22 protein-coding genes and 1 pseudogene are annotated in these 17,572 nt (G+C 62.3%); 13 read left to right on the top strand and 10 right to left on the bottom strand.

What is annotated here, in order from left to right:
* The first annotated feature begins 120 nt into the window (after nucleotides 1-120).
* Complete coding sequence (locus ACM5SV_RS29485) at nucleotides 121-1,317, top strand: carboxymuconolactone decarboxylase family protein (protein ID WP_222015581.1); 1,197 nt, start codon at nucleotides 121-123, stop codon at nucleotides 1,315-1,317.
* 25 nt (nucleotides 1,318-1,342) lie between these two features.
* Nucleotides 1,343-1,909 carry a flavodoxin gene (locus tag ACM5SV_RS29480; protein WP_222015579.1) on the top strand — a complete coding sequence of 189 codons (567 nt, stop codon included), beginning with the start codon at nucleotides 1,343-1,345 and terminating at the stop codon, nucleotides 1,907-1,909.
* A gap of 170 nt (nucleotides 1,910-2,079) precedes the next feature.
* On the opposite strand, the gene ACM5SV_RS29475 is transcribed toward ACM5SV_RS29480, so the two are convergent.
* The 3 genes from ACM5SV_RS29475 to ACM5SV_RS29465 all read right to left on the bottom strand — a co-directional run bounded on the left by ACM5SV_RS29475 (nucleotide 2,080) and on the right by ACM5SV_RS29465 (nucleotide 4,226).
* Nucleotides 2,080-3,165 carry a zinc-binding metallopeptidase family protein gene (locus tag ACM5SV_RS29475; protein ID WP_222015577.1) on the bottom strand — a complete coding sequence of 362 codons (1,086 nt, stop codon included), beginning with the start codon at nucleotides 3,163-3,165 and terminating at the stop codon, nucleotides 2,080-2,082.
* Nucleotides 3,166-3,314: 149 nt separating this feature from the next.
* Nucleotides 3,315-3,506 carry a CsbD family protein gene (locus tag ACM5SV_RS29470; RefSeq protein WP_003584739.1) on the bottom strand — a complete coding sequence of 64 codons (192 nt, stop codon included), beginning with the start codon at nucleotides 3,504-3,506 and terminating at the stop codon, nucleotides 3,315-3,317.
* Nucleotides 3,507-3,620: 114 nt separating this feature from the next.
* Entirely contained in the window at nucleotides 3,621-4,226 is a 606-nt protein-coding gene (locus ACM5SV_RS29465; protein WP_012756333.1) for a YqgE/AlgH family protein, read from the bottom strand.
* A 141-nt stretch (nucleotides 4,227-4,367) separates the two neighbouring features.
* Here ACM5SV_RS29465 and ACM5SV_RS29460 point away from each other — a divergent pair, with 141 nt between their 5' ends.
* Nucleotides 4,368-5,219 carry a protein-disulfide reductase DsbD domain-containing protein gene (locus tag ACM5SV_RS29460; RefSeq protein ID WP_222015575.1) on the top strand — a complete coding sequence of 284 codons (852 nt, stop codon included), beginning with the start codon at nucleotides 4,368-4,370 and terminating at the stop codon, nucleotides 5,217-5,219.
* A gap of 115 nt (nucleotides 5,220-5,334) precedes the next feature.
* Complete coding sequence (locus ACM5SV_RS29455; protein ID WP_011650769.1) at nucleotides 5,335-5,820, top strand: peroxiredoxin; 486 nt, start codon at nucleotides 5,335-5,337, stop codon at nucleotides 5,818-5,820.
* 99 nt (nucleotides 5,821-5,919) lie between these two features.
* On the opposite strand, the gene ACM5SV_RS29450 is transcribed toward ACM5SV_RS29455, so the two are convergent.
* The 7 genes and pseudogenes from ACM5SV_RS29450 to ACM5SV_RS29420 form a co-directional block, all read right to left on the bottom strand.
* Complete coding sequence (locus ACM5SV_RS29450; RefSeq protein WP_222015573.1) at nucleotides 5,920-6,273, bottom strand: DoxX family protein; 354 nt, start codon at nucleotides 6,271-6,273, stop codon at nucleotides 5,920-5,922.
* Nucleotides 6,274-6,284: 11 nt separating this feature from the next.
* The gene (locus ACM5SV_RS29445; RefSeq protein ID WP_313903248.1) at nucleotides 6,285-6,500 is read right to left on the bottom strand and encodes a hypothetical protein; all 216 of its coding nucleotides are present in this window, start codon (nucleotides 6,498-6,500) and stop codon (nucleotides 6,285-6,287) included.
* A gap of 101 nt (nucleotides 6,501-6,601) precedes the next feature.
* Nucleotides 6,602-6,673, bottom strand: a pseudogene (locus ACM5SV_RS29440) (nuclear transport factor 2 family protein); the annotation flags it as partial.
* Between the two features lie 143 nt (nucleotides 6,674-6,816).
* Nucleotides 6,817-7,551, bottom strand: a complete 735-nt coding sequence (locus ACM5SV_RS29435) for an SDR family oxidoreductase (protein ID WP_017993175.1) — start codon at nucleotides 7,549-7,551, stop codon at nucleotides 6,817-6,819.
* A gap of 110 nt (nucleotides 7,552-7,661) precedes the next feature.
* Entirely contained in the window at nucleotides 7,662-8,249 is a 588-nt protein-coding gene (locus ACM5SV_RS29430; protein WP_222015571.1) for a TetR/AcrR family transcriptional regulator, read from the bottom strand.
* Nucleotides 8,250-8,381: 132 nt separating this feature from the next.
* On the bottom strand, nucleotides 8,382-8,957 hold the full coding sequence (locus ACM5SV_RS29425) for a peroxidase-related enzyme (protein ID WP_011650770.1): 576 nt from the start codon (nucleotides 8,955-8,957) through the stop codon (nucleotides 8,382-8,384).
* Nucleotides 8,954-9,436, bottom strand: a complete 483-nt coding sequence (locus tag ACM5SV_RS29420; protein ID WP_017993178.1) for a CMD domain-containing protein — start codon at nucleotides 9,434-9,436, stop codon at nucleotides 8,954-8,956. Before ACM5SV_RS29420 ends, ACM5SV_RS29425 begins: the two co-directional genes overlap by 4 nt.
* 160 nt (nucleotides 9,437-9,596) lie before the next feature.
* Between ACM5SV_RS29420 and ACM5SV_RS29415 the strand changes: the two genes are divergently transcribed.
* The 9 genes from ACM5SV_RS29415 to ACM5SV_RS29375 all read left to right on the top strand — a co-directional run bounded on the left by ACM5SV_RS29415 (nucleotide 9,597) and on the right by ACM5SV_RS29375 (nucleotide 17,566).
* Nucleotides 9,597-10,595, top strand: a complete 999-nt coding sequence (locus ACM5SV_RS29415; RefSeq protein WP_017993179.1) for a LysR family transcriptional regulator — start codon at nucleotides 9,597-9,599, stop codon at nucleotides 10,593-10,595.
* Nucleotides 10,592-12,082 carry an NAD(P)-binding domain-containing protein gene (locus ACM5SV_RS29410; protein ID WP_128407857.1) on the top strand — a complete coding sequence of 497 codons (1,491 nt, stop codon included), beginning with the start codon at nucleotides 10,592-10,594 and terminating at the stop codon, nucleotides 12,080-12,082. The genes ACM5SV_RS29415 and ACM5SV_RS29410 overlap by 4 nt, the downstream gene beginning before the upstream one ends.
* On the top strand, nucleotides 12,075-12,815 hold the full coding sequence (locus ACM5SV_RS29405) for an amino acid ABC transporter ATP-binding protein (protein ID WP_017993181.1): 741 nt from the start codon (nucleotides 12,075-12,077) through the stop codon (nucleotides 12,813-12,815). The genes ACM5SV_RS29410 and ACM5SV_RS29405 overlap by 8 nt, the downstream gene beginning before the upstream one ends.
* A 16-nt stretch (nucleotides 12,816-12,831) precedes the next feature.
* Complete coding sequence (locus ACM5SV_RS29400) at nucleotides 12,832-13,656, top strand: amino acid ABC transporter substrate-binding protein (RefSeq protein ID WP_012756344.1); 825 nt, start codon at nucleotides 12,832-12,834, stop codon at nucleotides 13,654-13,656.
* Nucleotides 13,657-13,712: 56 nt separating this feature from the next.
* Nucleotides 13,713-14,420: an amino acid ABC transporter permease gene (locus tag ACM5SV_RS29395; RefSeq protein ID WP_222015569.1), complete on the top strand. Its 708-nt coding sequence runs from the start codon at nucleotides 13,713-13,715 to the stop codon at nucleotides 14,418-14,420.
* A gap of 19 nt (nucleotides 14,421-14,439) precedes the next feature.
* Nucleotides 14,440-15,132 (top strand): amino acid ABC transporter permease, encoded by a 693-nt coding sequence (locus ACM5SV_RS29390; protein WP_012756346.1) that lies wholly within the window; start codon nucleotides 14,440-14,442, stop codon nucleotides 15,130-15,132.
* A gap of 690 nt (nucleotides 15,133-15,822) precedes the next feature.
* Complete coding sequence (locus tag ACM5SV_RS29385) at nucleotides 15,823-15,951, top strand: hypothetical protein (protein WP_012756348.1); 129 nt, start codon at nucleotides 15,823-15,825, stop codon at nucleotides 15,949-15,951.
* Nucleotides 15,948-16,697, top strand: coding sequence for a metal ABC transporter ATP-binding protein (locus ACM5SV_RS29380; protein ID WP_222015568.1), 750 nt, complete (start codon nucleotides 15,948-15,950; stop codon nucleotides 16,695-16,697). The genes ACM5SV_RS29385 and ACM5SV_RS29380 overlap by 4 nt, the downstream gene beginning before the upstream one ends.
* Entirely contained in the window at nucleotides 16,694-17,566 is an 873-nt protein-coding gene (locus ACM5SV_RS29375) for a metal ABC transporter permease (protein WP_222015566.1), read from the top strand. Before ACM5SV_RS29380 ends, ACM5SV_RS29375 begins: the two co-directional genes overlap by 4 nt.
* Nucleotides 17,567-17,572: the final 6 nt, after the last annotated feature.

Here is a 17,572-nt window from a genome sequence, read left to right as displayed (position 1 = left end):
CGGCGTCCTGGAGGCCACCCCTTTCATGAATGGCGGATATAGCCCCTTTCGGAATCCGATGCCTAATCCGGCGTGTCCTCCGATCCTATGTCGGAGCGGACAGTCAACAAGGAGATCACCATGAAAACCGTCGCCGCAAGCCTTGCCATCTCGGCATTCGCAGCCGCAGGCGCCGAAGCGCAGCAGAACCCCCGCGTCGCTCCGCCGGCCGTCTATCAGGTCGCCCCTGGCCTTGGCCATTTCACGGATGACGTTCTGTTCGGCGAGTTTTGGAAGCGCGGCGATCTGAGCCCGCGCGACCGCAGCCTGGTCACCATTTCGGTACTGATCTCAACCGGCAAGGGGCACGTCCTTGCCAACCATGTAAAGCGCGCCCTCGAAAATGGTATCGAGCCGAGGGAAGTCGGCGAGGTCGTCACGCATCTCGCATTTTATTCCGGCTGGCCCAATGCGATATCGGCTGTGACGGAGATCAAGAAGGTTTTTGACGAGCTGAAGATCGCGCCCGTGGCGGACAGCGATGACACACGCGTTCAGTTCGATGCCACAACGGAAGCCGCCCGCAGCGCGTCCGTCGACGCCGAGGTGGCGCCTACCGCGCCGGCGCTTGCCGACCTGACAAACCGGGCATTGTTCGGCGATCTGTGGCAGCGCCCGGATCTGTCGGCCCGCGATCGCAGCCTGGTTACGGTGGCCGCTCTGGTGGCGATGGGGCAGTCTGACCAACTGGCCTTCCATCTCAACCGCGCCATGGATAACGGTCTCAGCCGGCAAGAGGCAGCTGAAGCTATTACCCACGCCGGGTTCTATGCCGGTTGGCCTCGCGCCATGTCGGCAGTGCCGGTTCTCAAAACCGTCTTCGCCAGCCGTCAAGCTTCCGCCGCGAGCAATCCGGCAGAAGCAGATATCAAGGTGGTCAAACGCGGCAGCCAACCGGTAAGCGGTCCAGCCGAGCGTTTCACCGGCAAGGTCCAGGTATCGGCCGCTTACAAGGGTGATGGCGCTGCCCGCATTGGCGGTGCCACGGTTGCCTTCGAACCCGGCGCCCATACGGCCTGGCATTCGCACCCGCTCGGTCAGACGCTGTTTGTCGTTTCCGGCCGAGGTTGGGTCCAGAAGGAAGGCGGCACGGTCCAGGTCATGGAACCGGGTGACATCGTCTGGATCCCCCCGATGGTAAAACACTGGCACGGTGCGTCGGCTGATCAAGCGATGGTGCATTTTGCGGTATCGGAAGCACTCGACGGTAACAGCGTGACCTGGATGGAGAAAGTCGCTGCCGAGGACTATAGCCAAGGTCGCCAGGCCGATAATTGACCGACAAGCTGCGAGGAAAAAGCGCATGCAGAAATCGAGCGCACGCCGGCACTTTCTCACATCGCTGCCCCTGGCGGCGATCGGGCTGGCCATGACCTCCGCAGGCGCTGGGGCTCAGCAAACTCCGTCCGCGAACACGCTGGTCGCGTATTTTACCCGGACAGGCAACACACGGGTCATTGCCCTGCAGGTCCGCCGGGCACGGCAGGCCGCGCTGATTGAAGTTCAGCCGGCCGAGCCCTATCCGGAAGACTATGAGGAAACTGTTGCCCAGGCTCGCCGGGAAACCGAGCAAGGCTTTCTCCCGCCCTTGGTTCAACTGGTTGCCAACCTCGATCAGTATCGGGAGATTTTCCTGGGCTTCCCGATTTGGGGAACAACGGCACCGCCTGTTATCCGCTCATTTCTGCGGTCTCATGATCTTTCGGGCAAGATCATCCGCCCCTTCATCACTCATGGCGGTTACGGCCTTGGAAACAGCCTTGAAGTGATCAGCTCCCTGGCGCCGCGTGCTACGATCGAGCCGCCGTTCTCCTTGGAAGCGGACCAGGAACGCCGGACGATGGAACAGGTGAGGAACTGGCTGGGTTGAATAAGAATTAGCTCCACAGGGCCTGGGATGACGGAGGGTGAGGATCGGTTCCAACCCAAATTTCCCGCTGGTGCAGCGGGATAGCGGGTCGGCTTCCGTCAGGCGGGCACTCACCCGACGGTGGGATATTGCGGCGCCTCACGGCAGCGATGCGACGGCTTTCCAGTAGCTCACGCCGCCCGCTGCTGCGGCGCCGTCGCCGCGCCCTGGATCAGCCGGTGCAGATATTCGAGTTTTGCCACGACCGGCGTGGACAGCACGAAGGGGTAGGAGTCGGGCTGGCCCATGCTGCGCTGGATGGCGTTGATCGCGATGCTGAGCGGCACCCAGGCGCTGACCAACTGTTCGGCGCTTCTTGCCCTGTAGGGGATGAAATCCACCTCGCCTGATATTTCCTCATGGCCGCGCGGATCGATGGCGATGCCGAAGGCGCGCGCCGTTTCGAGCGTATCGACGATATGGAGGTAATGCGCGAAGCATTCGGCGAAATCCTCCCAGGGGTGTGATGCCGCATAGGCGCTGATGAAATCGTCCTGCCATCCCAAGGGCGCGCCGCCGGCATAGTGGGTCTGCAGGGCTGTCGCATAATCCTGCCGTTCGTCGCCGAAGACCCTGCGGAAATCGGCAAGGCCGCCCCGATCGCGCACCAGCTTGTTCCAGATGAAATGGCCGGCCTCGTGGCGGAAATGGCCGAGCAGCGTACGATAGGGTTCGTTCATCGAGTTGCGCGCCTGTTCGCGCGTCGCATCGTCGGCCTCTGCGGCGCGAATGGTGATCAGGCCTTCCTCATGGCCGGTCATAGCCGGCACGACATAGCCGTTGCTCTCTATCGAATCCTCGAGGAAATCGAAGACCAGGCCGCCTTGCGGGTCTTGCGCCCGATCCGGATGCGGCAGCTTCCAGCGCAGCAGCGAATAAAACAGATGACGCTGGGCCTGGCTGATGCGCCGCCAGCGATCGATGCCGTCCTGGGTGTCGGTGTTCGGAACCAGCCGGTTGTGGCGGCAGGCAACGCAGAATTCACTCTCGCCGTCGCCGTCCACCAGCCAGTTGCAGATATCGAGACTGGCATTGGCGCAGAAGCGAACGTCGCGGTCGGGATTGGAAACGAGCTGCCAGAGCGTCTCGTCGCGCGGTTCCAGCGCATGCATGGCGAGATCGCCGGGCAGGAAGCCGAGGCGATGGTTGCAACGCACGCATCGACGGTTGTCGAAGTGGACGACCTGATCGCAGTTGTCGCAGGCAAAAAGCTTCATTGGGTCAATCTCTGCAGAGCATGAGGGTGGCAGACTAAAAATGCCTGCCGCGCGAGGGGCGCAACAGGCATGGTGATAAAGGATGAGCGTCTACTGCGCATTCCTTAAATCGGAAGCACAGCGTCCTTTGGGCGTCTTAGTGCTGTCGCTCAGAGCCGGTCAACGGCGCCCTTGAGCTTGTCCTTGACCTTGCCGGTTGCGACCTGTCCCTTGCCCTTTGCTTCCTGGACAGCGCCCTTGGCCTGCATTTCGCGATCGTCCGCGGCCTTGCCGACGGCCTGCTTGGTCTTGCCGGCAATTTCGTTTGCCTTACCGGAAATCTTGTCGCTGGTGCTACCCATATGTGATGTCTCCTTGGTCGGCATGGGCTTCTTGTCCATGCTTGCCGAAATGAAACGTCACTCGCGGCTATTCGTTCCCGCTGCCGTCAGGTCAGCGATCGTCAGGCCAGTCTCTTAAGCGTGGCCGGCTTCGGCCGAAAGCATCGCAGCGGTCACGCCCATGCCGGCGAGCGCCCGCTCGTATTTGTCGTCGAGACTGCGGTCGAAGATCAATTCCTCATTGGCCGGGCAGGTGAGCCAGCCATTGTTGACGACTTCGCTTTCGAGCTGCCCGGCCGCCCAGGAGGAATAGCCGAGCAGCATCGTTGCCCGCGTCGGCCCATCGCCCTTGGAGATGGCGCGCACGATATCGAGCGTCGCCGTCAGGCAGATGTCGTCGCTGACGGGGATCGAGGAGTCGCTGGCATAATCGTCCGAATGCAGCACGAAGCCGCGGCCGCTTTCCACCGGGCCGCCGGTCTGGATCGGGAAGTCGCGCGCCCGCTTCGGCAGCACGATCGAATCTTCCTGCTTGATCATGTCGAGATGCAGCAGCACATCGGTGAAGGTGAGGCTTTGTGGCCGGTTGATGACGAAGCCCATGGCGCCGGCATCCGAATGCGCGCAGATGTAGATGACCGTGCGCGCAAAATTGCGGTCTTCCATGCCCGGCATGGCGATGAGGAACTGGCCATCGAAGAAGCCACGTTCCCGTCTGTTCTTCAGCGTCAATAAGGACATCGTTCCTCCTGCTGCTAGACCGCACCAAGGCCTCGACAAGAGAAACATGGGCCAATGTCACACATCAATCAACTGAAAATGAAGATTTAAATCGCCGCGACTTCTGGCGGCCAAGCGGCACATTCGGTAAACCTTTGTTCCATGATGGTTATTTCCTCAGGCCCGCGCAGGCTTTTGATCGTGGTTGTGTCAGCGGTCGCAGCCCTTCTCCCGTTTTATTCCGCCCATGCGGAAATGAGCGCCTGGGCGGACAACGAGGGCGGCCGCATGCGCCTCGTGGCGCTCGCCCCCGATGCCGCCGGCAAAATCCGCGCCGCCCTTCAGATCGAGCCGAAGCCCGGCTGGATCACCTATTGGAAAGAACCCGGCGGCAATGGCATTCCGCCCCAAATCACTGTCGCGGCGGAAAGCGGCGTCACGCTCGATGCCATCGCCTATCCCGTTCCGAAGCATTTTTTCAACGGCGCGATCGAGGATATCGCCTATGACGCGCCGGTGACGCTGCCGCTGTCGCTGACGGCGGCCGGCAAAGGCCCGGTTACGATCGATGCTGCCGCCTTCATCGGCATCTGCAAGGATATCTGCATTCCCTTCCAGGCGAATTTGCAGCTGAAGCTTGGCCCCGCCATCCAGTCGCACCCGCAAGAGGAGGGGATCCTTCAGGCCGCCGATGCGAGGCTGCCGAAGCCGCCATCGCCGGATTTCGACGTGACGGCGCATGCGATGTCGCCCGACAGGAAGTCGCTGTCGTTGACACTCGTCTTGCCGAGCGGGGGGCCGGGTGAGGGGAAGGCCGCGCCCGATATCATCGTCACCGGCCCGAGCGGTTATGCCTTCACCAAGCAGATCGGCGGCAAGCGCGACGGCGCCGCCTTCAAGGTCGATATATCAATCGGCAAGCTGCCGAAGGATTACGATATGGCAGGCAAGCAATGGAGCGTGCTGGTCATCGACGGCGAAAGGGCGATGGAGACGACGCTTGCCTTCGAATGACCGGTCTTGCCTTTCAATGATGGGCTCCTATAGTCGCCGCAGATCCGCTGCGGCGCCCGCCGCCAGGCAGAACCCCCAAAGCCTGAACCCCAAAGCCGGAACCAAGGAGAAAACCATGACCATCGCGATCGGCGACAAGCTTCCTGCCGCCACCTTCAAGGAAAAGACGGCTGACGGCCCGGTCGAAATCACCACCGATCAGCTCTTCGCCGGCAAGCGCGTCGTGCTCTTTGCCGTGCCGGGCGCCTTCACGCCCACCTGTTCGCTGAACCACCTGCCGGGTTATCTCGAAAACCGCGACACCATCCTCGGCAAGGGCGTCGACGACATCGCCGTCGTCGCCGTCAACGACTGGCACGTGATGGGCGCCTGGGCGCAATCATCCGGCGGCATGGGCAAGATCCACTTCCTCGCCGATTGGGATGCCGGTTTCACCAAGGCCGTCGGCCTCGACGCCGACCTCTCCGCCGGCGGCCTCGGCCTTCGCTCCAAGCGTTATTCGATGCTGGTGGAGGACGGCGTGGTGAAAGCCCTCAACGTCGAGGAAAGCCCCGGCCAGGCAACCGTCTCGGGCGCTGCCGCGATGCTGGAACAGCTCTGAGCGTTCACTCCTGATGGATGAAGGGGCGGCCGTTCGGTCGCCCTTTTCACTTGTGTGATCGGCTCGCTCTCGGGCGGCCCCTGCTGCCGGATGCGGGCATCATCCTGCTCGCCTCATCGTCAGAACAGCGACGAGCCCGCAAAGACCCAGCACCACGAGGGGCGGAATGGCATGAGCATATTCGCCATGGAACAGAACCGTACCCGCGGCGGCGAGCATCACCGCACTCCCGAGCAGTGAACCGTAGAGGCGCAGTGGTTTGAAGATGAGCATGACCGCGGTCGTGAATTCGCAGATGGCGGTCAGATAGTGAAAGTTTTCCGGATAACCCCACCGGGCGTAGTCCGTGGCAATTTCGGGGCTGACGAAGGTGTTGCCATAGGCGCCGAGGAGGAAGAAGGCTGCAAGCAGCCAGGCAATGACGTTTGCTGGGGACAGGTTGACGAGAGACATAGGGCGTGACCTCAATGTGATGGCGCTTGCAGCGCGAGAGTGCGGCGCGCCAAACGCCAGCCCGCCGGCGTCCGCCGTAGCCGGTCGGTATAGGTCACGCTCGCCACTGCGCCGCTCGGCAACAGACCAAGGCCCTTCGAGACGGCTGCGATTTCGTCGCCTGCGCCTTCCTGAACGTACACATTCGTCGTGTGATGGGCCTTCGCATGGCCGTCCTGGCTGGCCATATGGCAGATCGCTGCAATGCCCGTGACCGGCGCAAACCCGAAACGCTCGCGTCGAAATGTGCATCCTCGGTAAAGACGTCACCGAACCTGCCCCAGGCGTGGTTGTCGACGAGGAGCGCCCAGAGCGAGAGGATTTGGTTGATCTCGACGATGTCATCCGTCGTTGGTTTCATGTCTCATAGTCCTTGAAAGGGGATGCGGTGCGAATTCGCTATCGCGGCGAAAAGGCGGATGCCGCGTCCTCGGGACGCAACATCCCCCGTGTCGCTGAACGGTCCTGCGCAGGCCGGGTCGGCACGCGCCCGGCCGCGGGCCGTCACCAGTTGATCGGGCCATTGGTGTTGAAAAACTGGCCGGTCGGTCCGGCATCGTCAAGCAAAGCATATTTGACCGGGGCCCGAACGCCGTCTTCGATCGTGATGTAGCCGCCGCCTCTGTTCAATTCGGTCATGACATAGCCGGGGCAGACCGCGTTGACCTTGATCGGCGTATCTTTCAGCTCAAGGGCAAGCTGCACGGTCAGCATGTTGACCGCCGCCTTGGAGGCGGCATAGCCAAGCCATTTGACGTCGGGGGACGGATTGTTTGCATCGCCCGTCCACCAAAGCGAACCCACGCTGCTGGAAAGGTTGACGATGCGCCCACTCACCGCCTTGCGGATCAGCGGCAACAGTTTCTGGGTCACGATCACCATTCCGATGAAATTGACCTCATAGGATTCGCGCAGGGTTTCGATGGAGGCCATACTGGGGAAATCGTCGGTGTCGAGCAGCAGGATTCCCGCATTGTTGATCAGGATGTCGAGCCTGCCGAACCGCTCGCCGATCGATGATGCGGCAGCGTCGATCGTCTCAGGGCGATTGAGGTCGATCTCGATCGCTTCGATCGCCAATCCCTCTGCACGCAATGTTTCGGCCTTTGCTTGGCCTGCGGCAAGATCGCGTGCGCCGAGAAGGACGAAGACGCCTTCCCGGCCGAGCTGTCGAGCCGTTTCAAAACCAAGGCCGCGGGTCGCGCCGGTGACGAGCGCGATTTTTTGATCTGTGGACATTCTATCTCCCAAGCAGGCGCGCTCGCAGGGCGAGGCTGTTTGCAATGACGTTGCTCAGCAACGCATCGTGAAATTGCATGGGAAATTATGTCTGTCAACGACAAATGACACTAAGTGACATTTTGCTCGAAATGGACGATACCGGCGGCGCGATCGAAGAGATCGGCGAGTGACATTGCCGCTCCGCCATCCACCCAACTGTTTATCGATGCCCGAATGAGCGCGAAAGCCGTTCCCGCCACCGTATAGGCGACAACATCAGGGAGCGGAGACCGCCTGTCCGGCGAGGCGAGAATATGGGCGACTTCGTCGATCAGTTCGGCGATCATCTGTTCTTTTCGCGCAGAAATGCTCCTGTTGGAGCGGATCGCCGTCTCGATGGCGAGAAAGAAACGCGACTTTTCATCGAACGCCAAAAGCATCGCCCGCGCAGCAGCGAGAAGGGCGACAACCGGCGGCTCCGAGGCGAGCCGCTCCGTCAGTTCCGCACGGACGATCGTCATACCATCCTGCACCCAGCTGACGATCACATCCTCCTTTGTCGGGAAATAGCGAAGCAGGGTACGGGGCGACACGCTGACGGCGGCCGCGATGTCGGCGACCGTCGTTTCCTCGAATCCACGCTTGTGGATCAGATCCAACGCGGCCTCGAGCAACTGGGCTCGTGTGCGATCCTTCTTATCTTCCCGAAGTCCCAAGATTGTCTCCACGCTGACATGCGGCGGGCTTCTTTTGACACATCATGCCATTTGTCGTCCAGCGACAGAAATGCGCGAATGTCGCGCAAAACGACATGCGGAAAACCAAAGATCTAAAGCGTGTGACGCGCTTTAGTCCTTCATCGGCTCGCCGAGCGTATGCATCAGACGGTTCGCCCAACCGAAGATCGCCGACGAGAGGACGAGATCGAGAGCCTCCAACTCGTCGAGCCCGACGTCCGCCAGCGCTTGCGCGTCGGCCGCGACCGCCTCGGGCGGCGTGGTCGACAGTCGGGCCGAAAAGTTGAAGATTTCCTGGAGGTGCTCGTCCAGCGTCGCCTCGAGACCATCGGCGAACACGGCTTCGATGACATCCGTGCGTTTCGTCAGATTGTTGAACCGCGATGCATGGACGGCGGCGCAGTAGACGCAGCGGTTGACGACGGAGGCGGCGACTGCACCCAGTTCGCGCTCGCTGGCTGCCAGTCCGTCCTTGCCGTACATGATCAGGTTGAACAGCGGCGAGCGGACCGCGAGCGTCTCGGGGTCGTGCGCCAGGGTCAGCACATAAGGCGAGATGCCCTTGTTCGACGGCGTCGTCTGCATCGCTGCATGCTGCTCGTCGGTGGCGGTCGCGAAATCGACCGGAACGACATAGGGCTGCCAGCGCGGCACTGTGGTGGTGAAGGTGTGGACGACCTCGCTCATCGCATCTCTCCCAGCAGCTTCAGGCCGGCGAGAACCCGCACCTGGTAATTGACGAAAGCCGCAAGCTCCGCGAGCCGGACGATGTCGGCGTCGGTTACGCCGACCTGACGCAATGCCTCCACATCAGCGCGCGTGGCATCGCGCGGCGCGACCGTGAGGCGGTCGGCATGGCGAACGATCTCGGCGGTGCGCGGATCCGACACGTTCGTGTCCGGCTCGGCGAGCAAGGCTGTCGCCTGTTCGTCGGCACGGGCAACGAGCGTGTCGTAGTGACTTGCGAGCGCCGGGCTGCGGTTGTGGCGCGCCATGCGGGCGGCGAGCGCAGCCCTCAGGCCGTGCGACAACCCGCCGGGATCGTGTGGCAGAAGCACTGCGTCGTGGGCCGCTTCACTGAGGCGCAGGATCTCCTCGCGTTTCCCCATGGCTTCCGCGAGTGCGGAACCCGACCTCACAGAGGCAAGAGTTTCGATGAGTGTCAAAACAAGCTCCTCAATACGTCGCGGACATAAGCTCTAGGTAGGCCGGACCTCTCATTATGTCAAACTGGAATGATAAACAGACTTTGATGTGAATTTTTTATCTACGGCTAGTCGTCAAATGAGAATTGTCATGCTTTACTGACATGAAGGAGAGTGTTTGATGTCCATTATGCATTCTAACTCTTTCGATATCCGGCAACTTGAAGCCTTCGCAGCGGTGATGTCCGCCGGCAGTGTGACCGGGGCGGCAAGGCTGCTCGGCCGGTCGCAGCCGGCCGTAACGCGGCTCATCCAGGATCTGGAGGCCGATATCGGTTATGCGCTTTTGCATCGAAGCGGCCCGCGCATCAGCCCGACCGCGCGCGGTCTGCTGTTTCACGCCGAAGTGGAACGCCATCTCGCGAGCCTCGCCCACATCCGCGAGCGGGCGAATGCCATCGGTCTCGATGAGCCGCCGTCGCTGACGATCGCCGCCACGCCTTCACTTGCGGCCGGCGTTCTGCCCCAGGCGATCGCGGCCGTCGCGCCGGACTTGATACCGCGTCATCTCCATGTGCAGGCGCTGGCGGCCGAGAATGTCGTGCAGGCCGTGCTCGCCCGCTCGGCCGACTTCGGGATCTCAAGCCTGCCGCTGGAACATCCCGGCCTCGACGTGCACTGGATTGCCGAAGCGTCGTGTGTCGTCGCTCTCGCCGCCAACGATCCGCTCGCCAACGATGACGTGGTGCGTCTCTCCGATCTCGCCGAGCGCCGCATCATCACGCTCGCTAATCCTTACCGCCTGCGGCACCGCATCGACGAGGCCCTGGAGCGGGCGGGTGTGGCGCCGCAACGGATGATCGACGTCAACGCCTCGCTGACGGCCCTGACGATGGTCCGGGCCGGACTGGGTGTCGCCATCGTCGAGCCGGCGACGGTCTGCGGCGTTCCGCTCGAGGGGATCGTGATGCGCGTCCTCGACCACACCATCCCCTTCCTGTTCGGCGCCATCTCGCCTGCCGCGATGCCGCTGACCCCGACAGTTGCCGCCGTGATCGATGCGGCCCGCGCGGTGGCGCTCGCGATGCCCGGTTGCCGGCTGCATGACGCAGGCGGCGTCGAAGCATTGGCCGACACCGTCTACGGCGGCAGCCCGATGACCGAGGACGTGCCGTCATGAGCGACCTCTCGACGTTTCCGAACAGTCTTGAAGCGCTCGAGGCACGCCTGCGCCAGGACCTTGCCTGGCTGGAGCTGCCGGCCAAGTCATGGGTTCCGCCCCGCATCGTCGATGGCCATGGGGTCGTCGACGTTGTGATCATCGGTGCGGGCATGGCCGGGCTCGTGGCTTCCGCCATGCTGAAGCGGCTCGGCGTCGCCAACCACATCCTTCTCGATAAGGCGCCTGCAGGAAGCGAGGGGCCGTGGGTCACCTTCGCCAGGATGCGGACCCTTCGCTCCCCCAAGCAACTGACCGGGCCCGCAATGGGCCTGCCGGCCCTGACGTTTCGCGCCTACTACGAGGCGCGTCATGGCCGCGATGCCTGGACCGCGCTCGACCGGGCGCCGCGTCAGACATGGATGGATTACCTGGTCTGGTACCGGCGCGTGCTTGACCTGCCGGTACGCAATGGGGTCGCCGTCGATGCCATTCGTCCGCGCGCCGACGGCCTGCTCGACCTCGTCTGCCGTCATGATGGCCGGTCCGAAACGAAGATCGCGCGCCATGTGGTGCTGGCAACGGGCCGCGACGGTCTCGGCGGTCCCTTCGTACCGTCGATCGCCCACGGCATCGAGCGCAAGTTCTGGGCCCATACCGCCGACCCTATCGATTTCGCCGCATTGCGCGGCAAGCGGGTCGGCGTCGTCGGAGCCGGCGCCTCGGCGATGGACAACGCCGCCACCGCGCTCGAGGCAGGTGCCGCCCGGCTTGACATGTTCGTGCGCAGGACCGACCTGCCACGGATCAACAAGTTCACCGGCATCGGCAGCCAGGGCGTGGTGCATGGCTTCGCCGGTCTGCCGGATGACTGGAAGTGGCGCTTTCTCGACTACGCCATGCGCTCGCAGACGCCGCCTCCGCGCCCGAGCGTCTTGCGTGTCAGCGCATTCCCGCAGGCCCATCTTCATCTCGGAAGCCCGATCGATCGATTGCAGCAGCAAGGCGACCATACCGTTGTGACGACGCCGAAAGGCAGCTATCCCGTCGATTTCCTGATCTTCGGCACCGGCTTCAGGGTCGACCTGAAGAACCGGCCGGAACTCGCCGCCGTCGCATCCCATATCGGCCTCTGGCGCGACCGCTTTCCTGTGCCCGCGGACATGCGAAACGACGAGCTTGAAACCTCGCCCGACCTCGGAGAGGCGTTCGAGTTCCTCGAGGCCGAGCCCGGCGCTTGCCCGGCGCTGGCCCGCATTCACTGCTTCAACTTCCCGGCCACGCTCAGCCACGGCAAGCTCACGGGCGATATTCCCGCCATCAGCGAAGGTGCCGACCGGCTCGCGCGCGGCATCGTCAGGGCGCTGTTCGTCGCCGACCGCGAGCGTCATTTCGCCGATCTCCAGGCCTTCGATACGCCCGAGCTGCTCGGAGACGAGTGGGCCGACGACGAGACCGCGACGTTTTCCGACCTATCTGCCGAAAGGACACCGACCCGAAATGCTTGAGATCAAAAACCTAAAGCTGTCCTACGGAAACACCCAGGTCCTCAACGGCGTCGATCTCTCGGTGAACCGCGGCGACGTGGTGTCGATCATCGGCCCCAGCGGCACCGGCAAGACGACGTTGCTGAAGTGCATCAACTATCTGGCCAAGCCGGCCTCCGGCACGATCGCCTTCGATCAGGTCAGGATGGACTACCAGAAACCGGACAACACTGCGGTCCAGGCGATCCGGCTGCGGACGGCGATGGTCTTCCAGCAGTTCAACGTCTTCAAGAACATGACCGTCATTCAGAACGTGATGGATCCGCTCGTGGTCGTGCAACGCAAGTCGAAGGACGCGGCGCGTTCGATCGCCTTGCAGGAGCTTGAGCGGGTCGGCCTTTCGAACAAGATCGACAGCTACCCGTCCCAGCTTTCCGGCGGCCAGCTGCAGCGGACCGGCATTGCGCGTGCGCTGGCCGTGAAGCCGGATGTCATGCTCTTCGACGAACCGACGTCGTCGCTCGACCCCGAACTCGTCGGCGAGGTTTTGAAGGTGATCAGGGACGTCACGTCGTCCGGCATCACCTCGCTCCTCGTCACCCACGAGATGCAGTTCGCAAAGAACATCTCGAACCGCATCGTCTTCATGGATCGGGGCGTCGTCGCCGCTCAAGGCAGCCCTGCCGAGATCTTCGACACGCCCTCCAACCCGCGCCTTGCCCAGTTCCTGAATTCCGAACACTCCATCCAGTAAAGAAAGGATGCCTGACATGTCTTCCATCAAGTCGACTTCCCGCCGCACCTTCGGCCTCGCTGTCGCCGGCGTTGCCTTTGCCCTCGCAACCGCGGGCCTATCGCATGCCGAGGACGTGCGCACCATCAAGATCGCGACGGCTGCCGAATCCAAGCCGCTCTCCTGGGGTGCCATCGGCGTCGAGCCGCAGGGTTACGAGCCCGACGTCCTGAAGGCGATCAACGCCAAGCTGCCCCAGTACAAATTCGTCATGGAGGGTGCTGCCGACATCGCTCAGGAGACCGGCCTCGCCACCGGCAAGTACGACATCGCGACCGGCGGCTACTACCGGGCGCCCGCTCGCGAAAAGCAGTTCCTCCTTCCGGAGAGCCCGATCGGCGCCAGCCTGATCAAGATCTACAGCCGCAAGGACAGCGGCATCAACGAAATGAAGGATCTCGTCGGCAAGAAGATCGTGCCCGTGACGGCCGGCGGCGGCATCTACAAGTTCGCCACTGCCTGGCAGGAAAAGAACCCCGACTTCAAAATCGAGATCACCGCATCCAGCGCCGGCATTCCCTATCCGGATCGCCTGAAAGAGGTGGAGAACGGCAAATACGACGCGCTGGTTCTGCCGTCCAACCTCGGCGAGCAGACGGTCATCGACCAGCAGAAGCTCGACGTCAAGGCGAGCGAGCCGGTCGCGATCAACAATACCTTTGTCCTGATCCATCGCTCCGAGGAGAACAAGGCGCTCTCCGCAGACATCGACAAGGCTCTGAAGGAGCTCAAGGCCGACGGCACGCTCGCCAAGCTCTCGCAGAAATGGTTCGGCGAGGACATCACCACCTACATGAAGTAACGCCGGCCAACGATACCGGCGATCAGGCCCAAGGCCGAAACAAGGAGTGTTCCGAAGTGGACCTATCCATCATGATCCCCGAGCTGCTCAAGGCGCTGCCGCTGACGCTTGCGATCACGTTCACGGCCATGATCGTCGGCTTCCTGCTGGCCCTGATTGCGACGACGTTCCGGGTGCGCAGGATACCGATTGTCAGCCAGCTGGCCGACCTCTACGTCTCCTATGCCCGGAGCGTCCCCGTCGTGCTCCAGTTGTTCGTTGCCTTCTACGGGCTGCCGCTGGTCGTCGCTTTGTTCGAGGTCGAGGACTTCGTGTCCCCGAACGTCGCGGCGATCGTCGGTCTCAGCCTCTACCATGGAGGCTATCTTTCCGAGGTTCTGCGGCCAGCCTACCTCGCCGTGGAACGCGGCCAGCACGACGCCGCCGACAGTCTCGGATACACCTTCCTTCAGAAGATCCTTCGGGTCGTCGGACCCCAGGCGGTGCACATCGCCCTGCCAGGTTACGGCAACTCGATCATCTACCTCATCCACAACGTCGCACTCGTCATGTACATCGGCGCCGCTGATGTCATGGCGACCGCCCATCTGGTGATGGAGCGTGACTACAACCAGTACCAGTTCGAGACCTACCTTGTGCTGGCGGTGATCTATTCGCTGCTATGCCTCGTGGCATGGATCGTCGTGCGCTTTTTCGAAACGCGAAACGCAAAGTTTACGCCCAATACCGCACCGGCCAAGGCCACCATGATGGCAAGCGTCTGATCGAATAGGAGGTCATCACATGTTCGATTCCGAAGTCCTTCTTCCCGATCTCTGGGATATCCTTGGCGCCGTCCCGGTGACGCTCGCCATGGCGCTTGGAATCTTCGTCTTCTCCACGATCGTCGGCAGCCTTTTTGCGATGGTGGAATATCGGCGGGTCCCGCTGCTTCGGGAACTGGTCGTCGCCTACAAGGTCGTCTTCAAGGGCGTTCCGATGGTCATCGTGATCTTCCTCGCCTATTACGGCCTGCCGCCGACGCTGCAGTTCCTGACCTCGCTCGTCGGCATCGACTATAACGGTCACTCGACGCCGAACTGGATCACGCTGATCGTCGCCCTGACCGCCTGCGTCGCAGCGTTCCAGGCGGAAGTCGTCAAGGGCGCCCTCAACTCCTTCGACAACGGTCAGGCCGATGCGGCCTATTCCCTGGGCTACAAGCGCAGCCAGGTATTCCGCCGGGTGATGCTGCCTCAGGTCATCGTCGCGGCCATCCCGGATCTTGCCAACTCCATCATGGTGATCATGAAGGCGCTGTCGCTGGGATTTGCAATCGAGGTCGTTGACATCTTCGCGCAGTCGCAGCTGACCGCGGCGCTGAACTTCTACTATCTCGAAGCCTTCCTGATCGCGGTCGTCATCTACATGGTGATCGCCTATATCGTCACCTACGCCGCCGACCGGATGGAACGGGCTCTGAGGGTATGGGCCTAAAGCGCGTCGGGCGCTTTCTTTGATCGATGATATTCCAGATCACCAGATTTACGCTTTGCATAGCGCTGGTTGGCTGGTTGAAGGCGGGATAGCCGATGCGAGTTTGGATGGCCAGGCCGCAAACTCTTAGTTCGGGATGGCAGCAAAGCTGTCAGGACCTGAAACCCAATGAAGCTGGTCTAAGAAGGTCCTAAGCCTGTGAACAGCTCGTTCTGGCGTTTCCGTCCGCGTCCATTGCCGGCGTTCCACATTCGTATCGATATAGCGAAACTCTATCAGGCCCGATGATTGCGCTGAAATCCGAAGGTAGGTCACTGAGGGAGGGGCATGGTCGGTTTGTTGGACGCATAGATCAGCCATCGATGTCCATCCGAACAGCGCATCCCGAAGCGAACTTCGAGCGATGAAATCGGCAAGTTGCTCAATGCCTTGCAAGGCCGACGAGAATTTTTCGTCTTCCGAACGTCCTCGCGCGTTGCGAATATGGTCAGCGAGTAGGGGCCATGGCCTGATCATACGTCAAGTCTGGCTCAGCAGCATATGGCTGTCAAATGGATGCGCGCACGCGATCATCTCATGTCGAATGCTGCCCGTATTTAGCTTAGCAATGAATCTGGGACTAGCTTCCGCCTCAATCTCGCCGCAATCGTTATAACATAACGGTAATGTTATTACATTGTAGGATGCGCCATGCCCCCGAGCCCCGACCGCCCCTCCGTCAGCCTGCTGGGACAGTCGGCATTCTCTAGGGTGATCGGCATGGCGCTGGTCATTACCGTGCTTTGGCTGGCGATCCACTGGGCGGTTCTCTTGCCATGACGCCGCTGATCCGTCTGGAGAATCTGACCGTCGCCTATAACCGGCACCCCGCCATCCACCATGTCTCCGGCGCCTTTGCCTCGGGCAGCCTGACGGCGATTGCCGGGCCGAACGGGGCGGGCAAGTCGACGCTGTTGAAGGCGATCATGGGCGAGCTTCGTCCCGCCGAAGGCAGGGTCGAGCATCGGCTGGGGCGGGCGGAATTCGGTTATCTCCCGCAGGCGGCCGAGATCGACCGGCGCTTTCCGATCTCGGTGATCGACACCGTCATGTTCGGCGCCTGGAAGAAGACGGGCGCCTTCGGCCGCATCGCGCCCGCCGAGGTGAAGAGGGCAGGCGAGGCGCTCTCTGCCGTCGGCCTCGACGGCTTCGGCCGCCGTCATGTCGGCTCGCTCTCGGCTGGCCAGTTCCAGCGTGTGCTCTTTGCCCGCCTGCTGCTGCAGGATGCCGGCATCATCCTGCTCGACGAGCCGTTTACGGCAATCGATGCCCGCACGACCAGGGACCTCGTCGATATCGTCACCCGCTGGCATGGCGAAGGCCGCACGGTGATCGCCGTGCTCCACGATTTCGAGCTGGTTCGCGCCCATTTCCCGCAAACGCTGCTGCTCGCCCGCGAACTGGTCGGCTGGGGTGCGACCGCCGACGTCATGTCCTCAGTCAATCTCCTGAAGGCGCGCGCCATGGCCGAGCGTTGGGATGAGGATGCAAATGCCTGCGCATCCGAAGAGGCGCCAGCGGCATGACGGCTTACGATCTCTTCCTGGCACCCTTTGCCGATTACGGTTTCATGCGCCGGGCGCTCGTCGCCTGCCTCTGCCTCGGGCTGGGCTCCGGCCCGATCGGCGTCTTCCTGATGCTGCGGCGCATGAGCCTGATGGGCGACGCGATGAGCCATGCGGTGCTGCCGGGGGCTGCCATCGGTTACCTCGTCGCCGGCTCCCTGTCGCTGACGGCGATGGGCCTCGGCGGCCTCTTTGCCGGCCTGTCGGTGGCGCTGCTGTCCGGCGCCGTCAGCCGGATGACCGTGCTGCAGGAGGATGCGAGCTTTGCCAGCTTCTATCTCGCCTCGCTGGCGCTCGGCGTGTTGATCGTCTCGCTGCGCGGTTCGAATATCGATCTCCTGCATGTGCTCTTCGGCACCATCCTGGCGATCGATGCGCCCGCCCTCTATCTGATCGGCGCGATCACCTCGCTGACCCTGGTCATCCTTGCCTTCATCTACCGGCCGCTGGTGGCCGAATGTTTCGATCCGGGGTTTCTGCGCGCCGTCGGCGGGCGCGGGCCGGTCTATCACGTGCTCTTCCTGCTGCTCGTGGTGCTGAACCTCGTCGCCAGCTTCCAGGCGCTCGGCACGCTGATGGCGGTCGGCCTGATGATGCTGCCGGCAGCCGTTGCCCAGCTCTGGTCGCGCAGTCTGCCTGTCATGATGGCGATAGCAGCGGTCAGTGCCGCCGCCTCCGGTTATCTCGGCCTGATCGCCTCCTACCATCTCGAGCTTGCCTCCGGCCCGACGATCATCATGACGGCGGCGATCCTCTACGGCTTTTCCATTCTTTTCGCGCCCTCCGGCCTGGCCCGGCGCTTCTTTCCCCGCCCGCATTTGAAGGGCTGATCCCAA

Source organism: Rhizobium sp. CRRU65 (assembly GCF_048551595.1).
Lineage (GTDB): Bacteria > Pseudomonadota > Alphaproteobacteria > Rhizobiales > Rhizobiaceae > Rhizobium > Rhizobium leguminosarum_J.
This window is presented reverse-complemented; position numbering and strand designations above follow the sequence as displayed.

Bases quoted from the DNA above. Each gene is read 5' to 3' on its own strand.
- ACM5SV_RS29450 (WP_222015573.1), bottom strand. From the start codon at position 6,273: ATGTCTCTCGTCAACCTGTCCCCAGCAAACGTCATTGCCTGGCTGCTT.
- ACM5SV_RS29425 (WP_011650770.1), bottom strand. From the start codon at position 8,957: ATGAGCGAGGTCGTCCACACCTTCACCACCACAGTGCCGCGCTGGCAG.
- ACM5SV_RS29390 (WP_012756346.1), top strand. From the start codon at position 14,440: ATGTTCGATTCCGAAGTCCTTCTTCCCGATCTCTGGGATATCCTTGGC.
- ACM5SV_RS29385 (WP_012756348.1), top strand. From the start codon at position 15,823: ATGCCCCCGAGCCCCGACCGCCCCTCCGTCAGCCTGCTGGGACAGTCG.
- ACM5SV_RS29465 (WP_012756333.1), bottom strand. From the start codon at position 4,226: ATGTCCTTATTGACGCTGAAGAACAGACGGGAACGTGGCTTCTTCGAT.
- ACM5SV_RS29415 (WP_017993179.1), top strand. From the start codon at position 9,597: ATGTCCATTATGCATTCTAACTCTTTCGATATCCGGCAACTTGAAGCC.
- ACM5SV_RS29445 (WP_313903248.1), bottom strand. From the start codon at position 6,500: ATGGCCAGCCAGGACGGCCATGCGAAGGCCCATCACACGACGAATGTG.
- ACM5SV_RS29400 (WP_012756344.1), top strand. From the start codon at position 12,832: ATGTCTTCCATCAAGTCGACTTCCCGCCGCACCTTCGGCCTCGCTGTC.
- ACM5SV_RS29480 (WP_222015579.1), top strand. From the start codon at position 1,343: ATGCAGAAATCGAGCGCACGCCGGCACTTTCTCACATCGCTGCCCCTG.
- ACM5SV_RS29460 (WP_222015575.1), top strand. From the start codon at position 4,368: ATGATGGTTATTTCCTCAGGCCCGCGCAGGCTTTTGATCGTGGTTGTG.
- ACM5SV_RS29435 (WP_017993175.1), bottom strand. From the start codon at position 7,551: ATGTCCACAGATCAAAAAATCGCGCTCGTCACCGGCGCGACCCGCGGC.
- ACM5SV_RS29485 (WP_222015581.1), top strand. From the start codon at position 121: ATGAAAACCGTCGCCGCAAGCCTTGCCATCTCGGCATTCGCAGCCGCA.
- ACM5SV_RS29405 (WP_017993181.1), top strand. From the start codon at position 12,075: ATGCTTGAGATCAAAAACCTAAAGCTGTCCTACGGAAACACCCAGGTC.
- ACM5SV_RS29410 (WP_128407857.1), top strand. From the start codon at position 10,592: ATGAGCGACCTCTCGACGTTTCCGAACAGTCTTGAAGCGCTCGAGGCA.
- ACM5SV_RS29375 (WP_222015566.1), top strand. From the start codon at position 16,694: ATGACGGCTTACGATCTCTTCCTGGCACCCTTTGCCGATTACGGTTTC.
- ACM5SV_RS29475 (WP_222015577.1), bottom strand. From the start codon at position 3,165: ATGAAGCTTTTTGCCTGCGACAACTGCGATCAGGTCGTCCACTTCGAC.
- ACM5SV_RS29380 (WP_222015568.1), top strand. From the start codon at position 15,948: ATGACGCCGCTGATCCGTCTGGAGAATCTGACCGTCGCCTATAACCGG.
- ACM5SV_RS29455 (WP_011650769.1), top strand. From the start codon at position 5,335: ATGACCATCGCGATCGGCGACAAGCTTCCTGCCGCCACCTTCAAGGAA.
- ACM5SV_RS29470 (WP_003584739.1), bottom strand. From the start codon at position 3,506: ATGGGTAGCACCAGCGACAAGATTTCCGGTAAGGCAAACGAAATTGCC.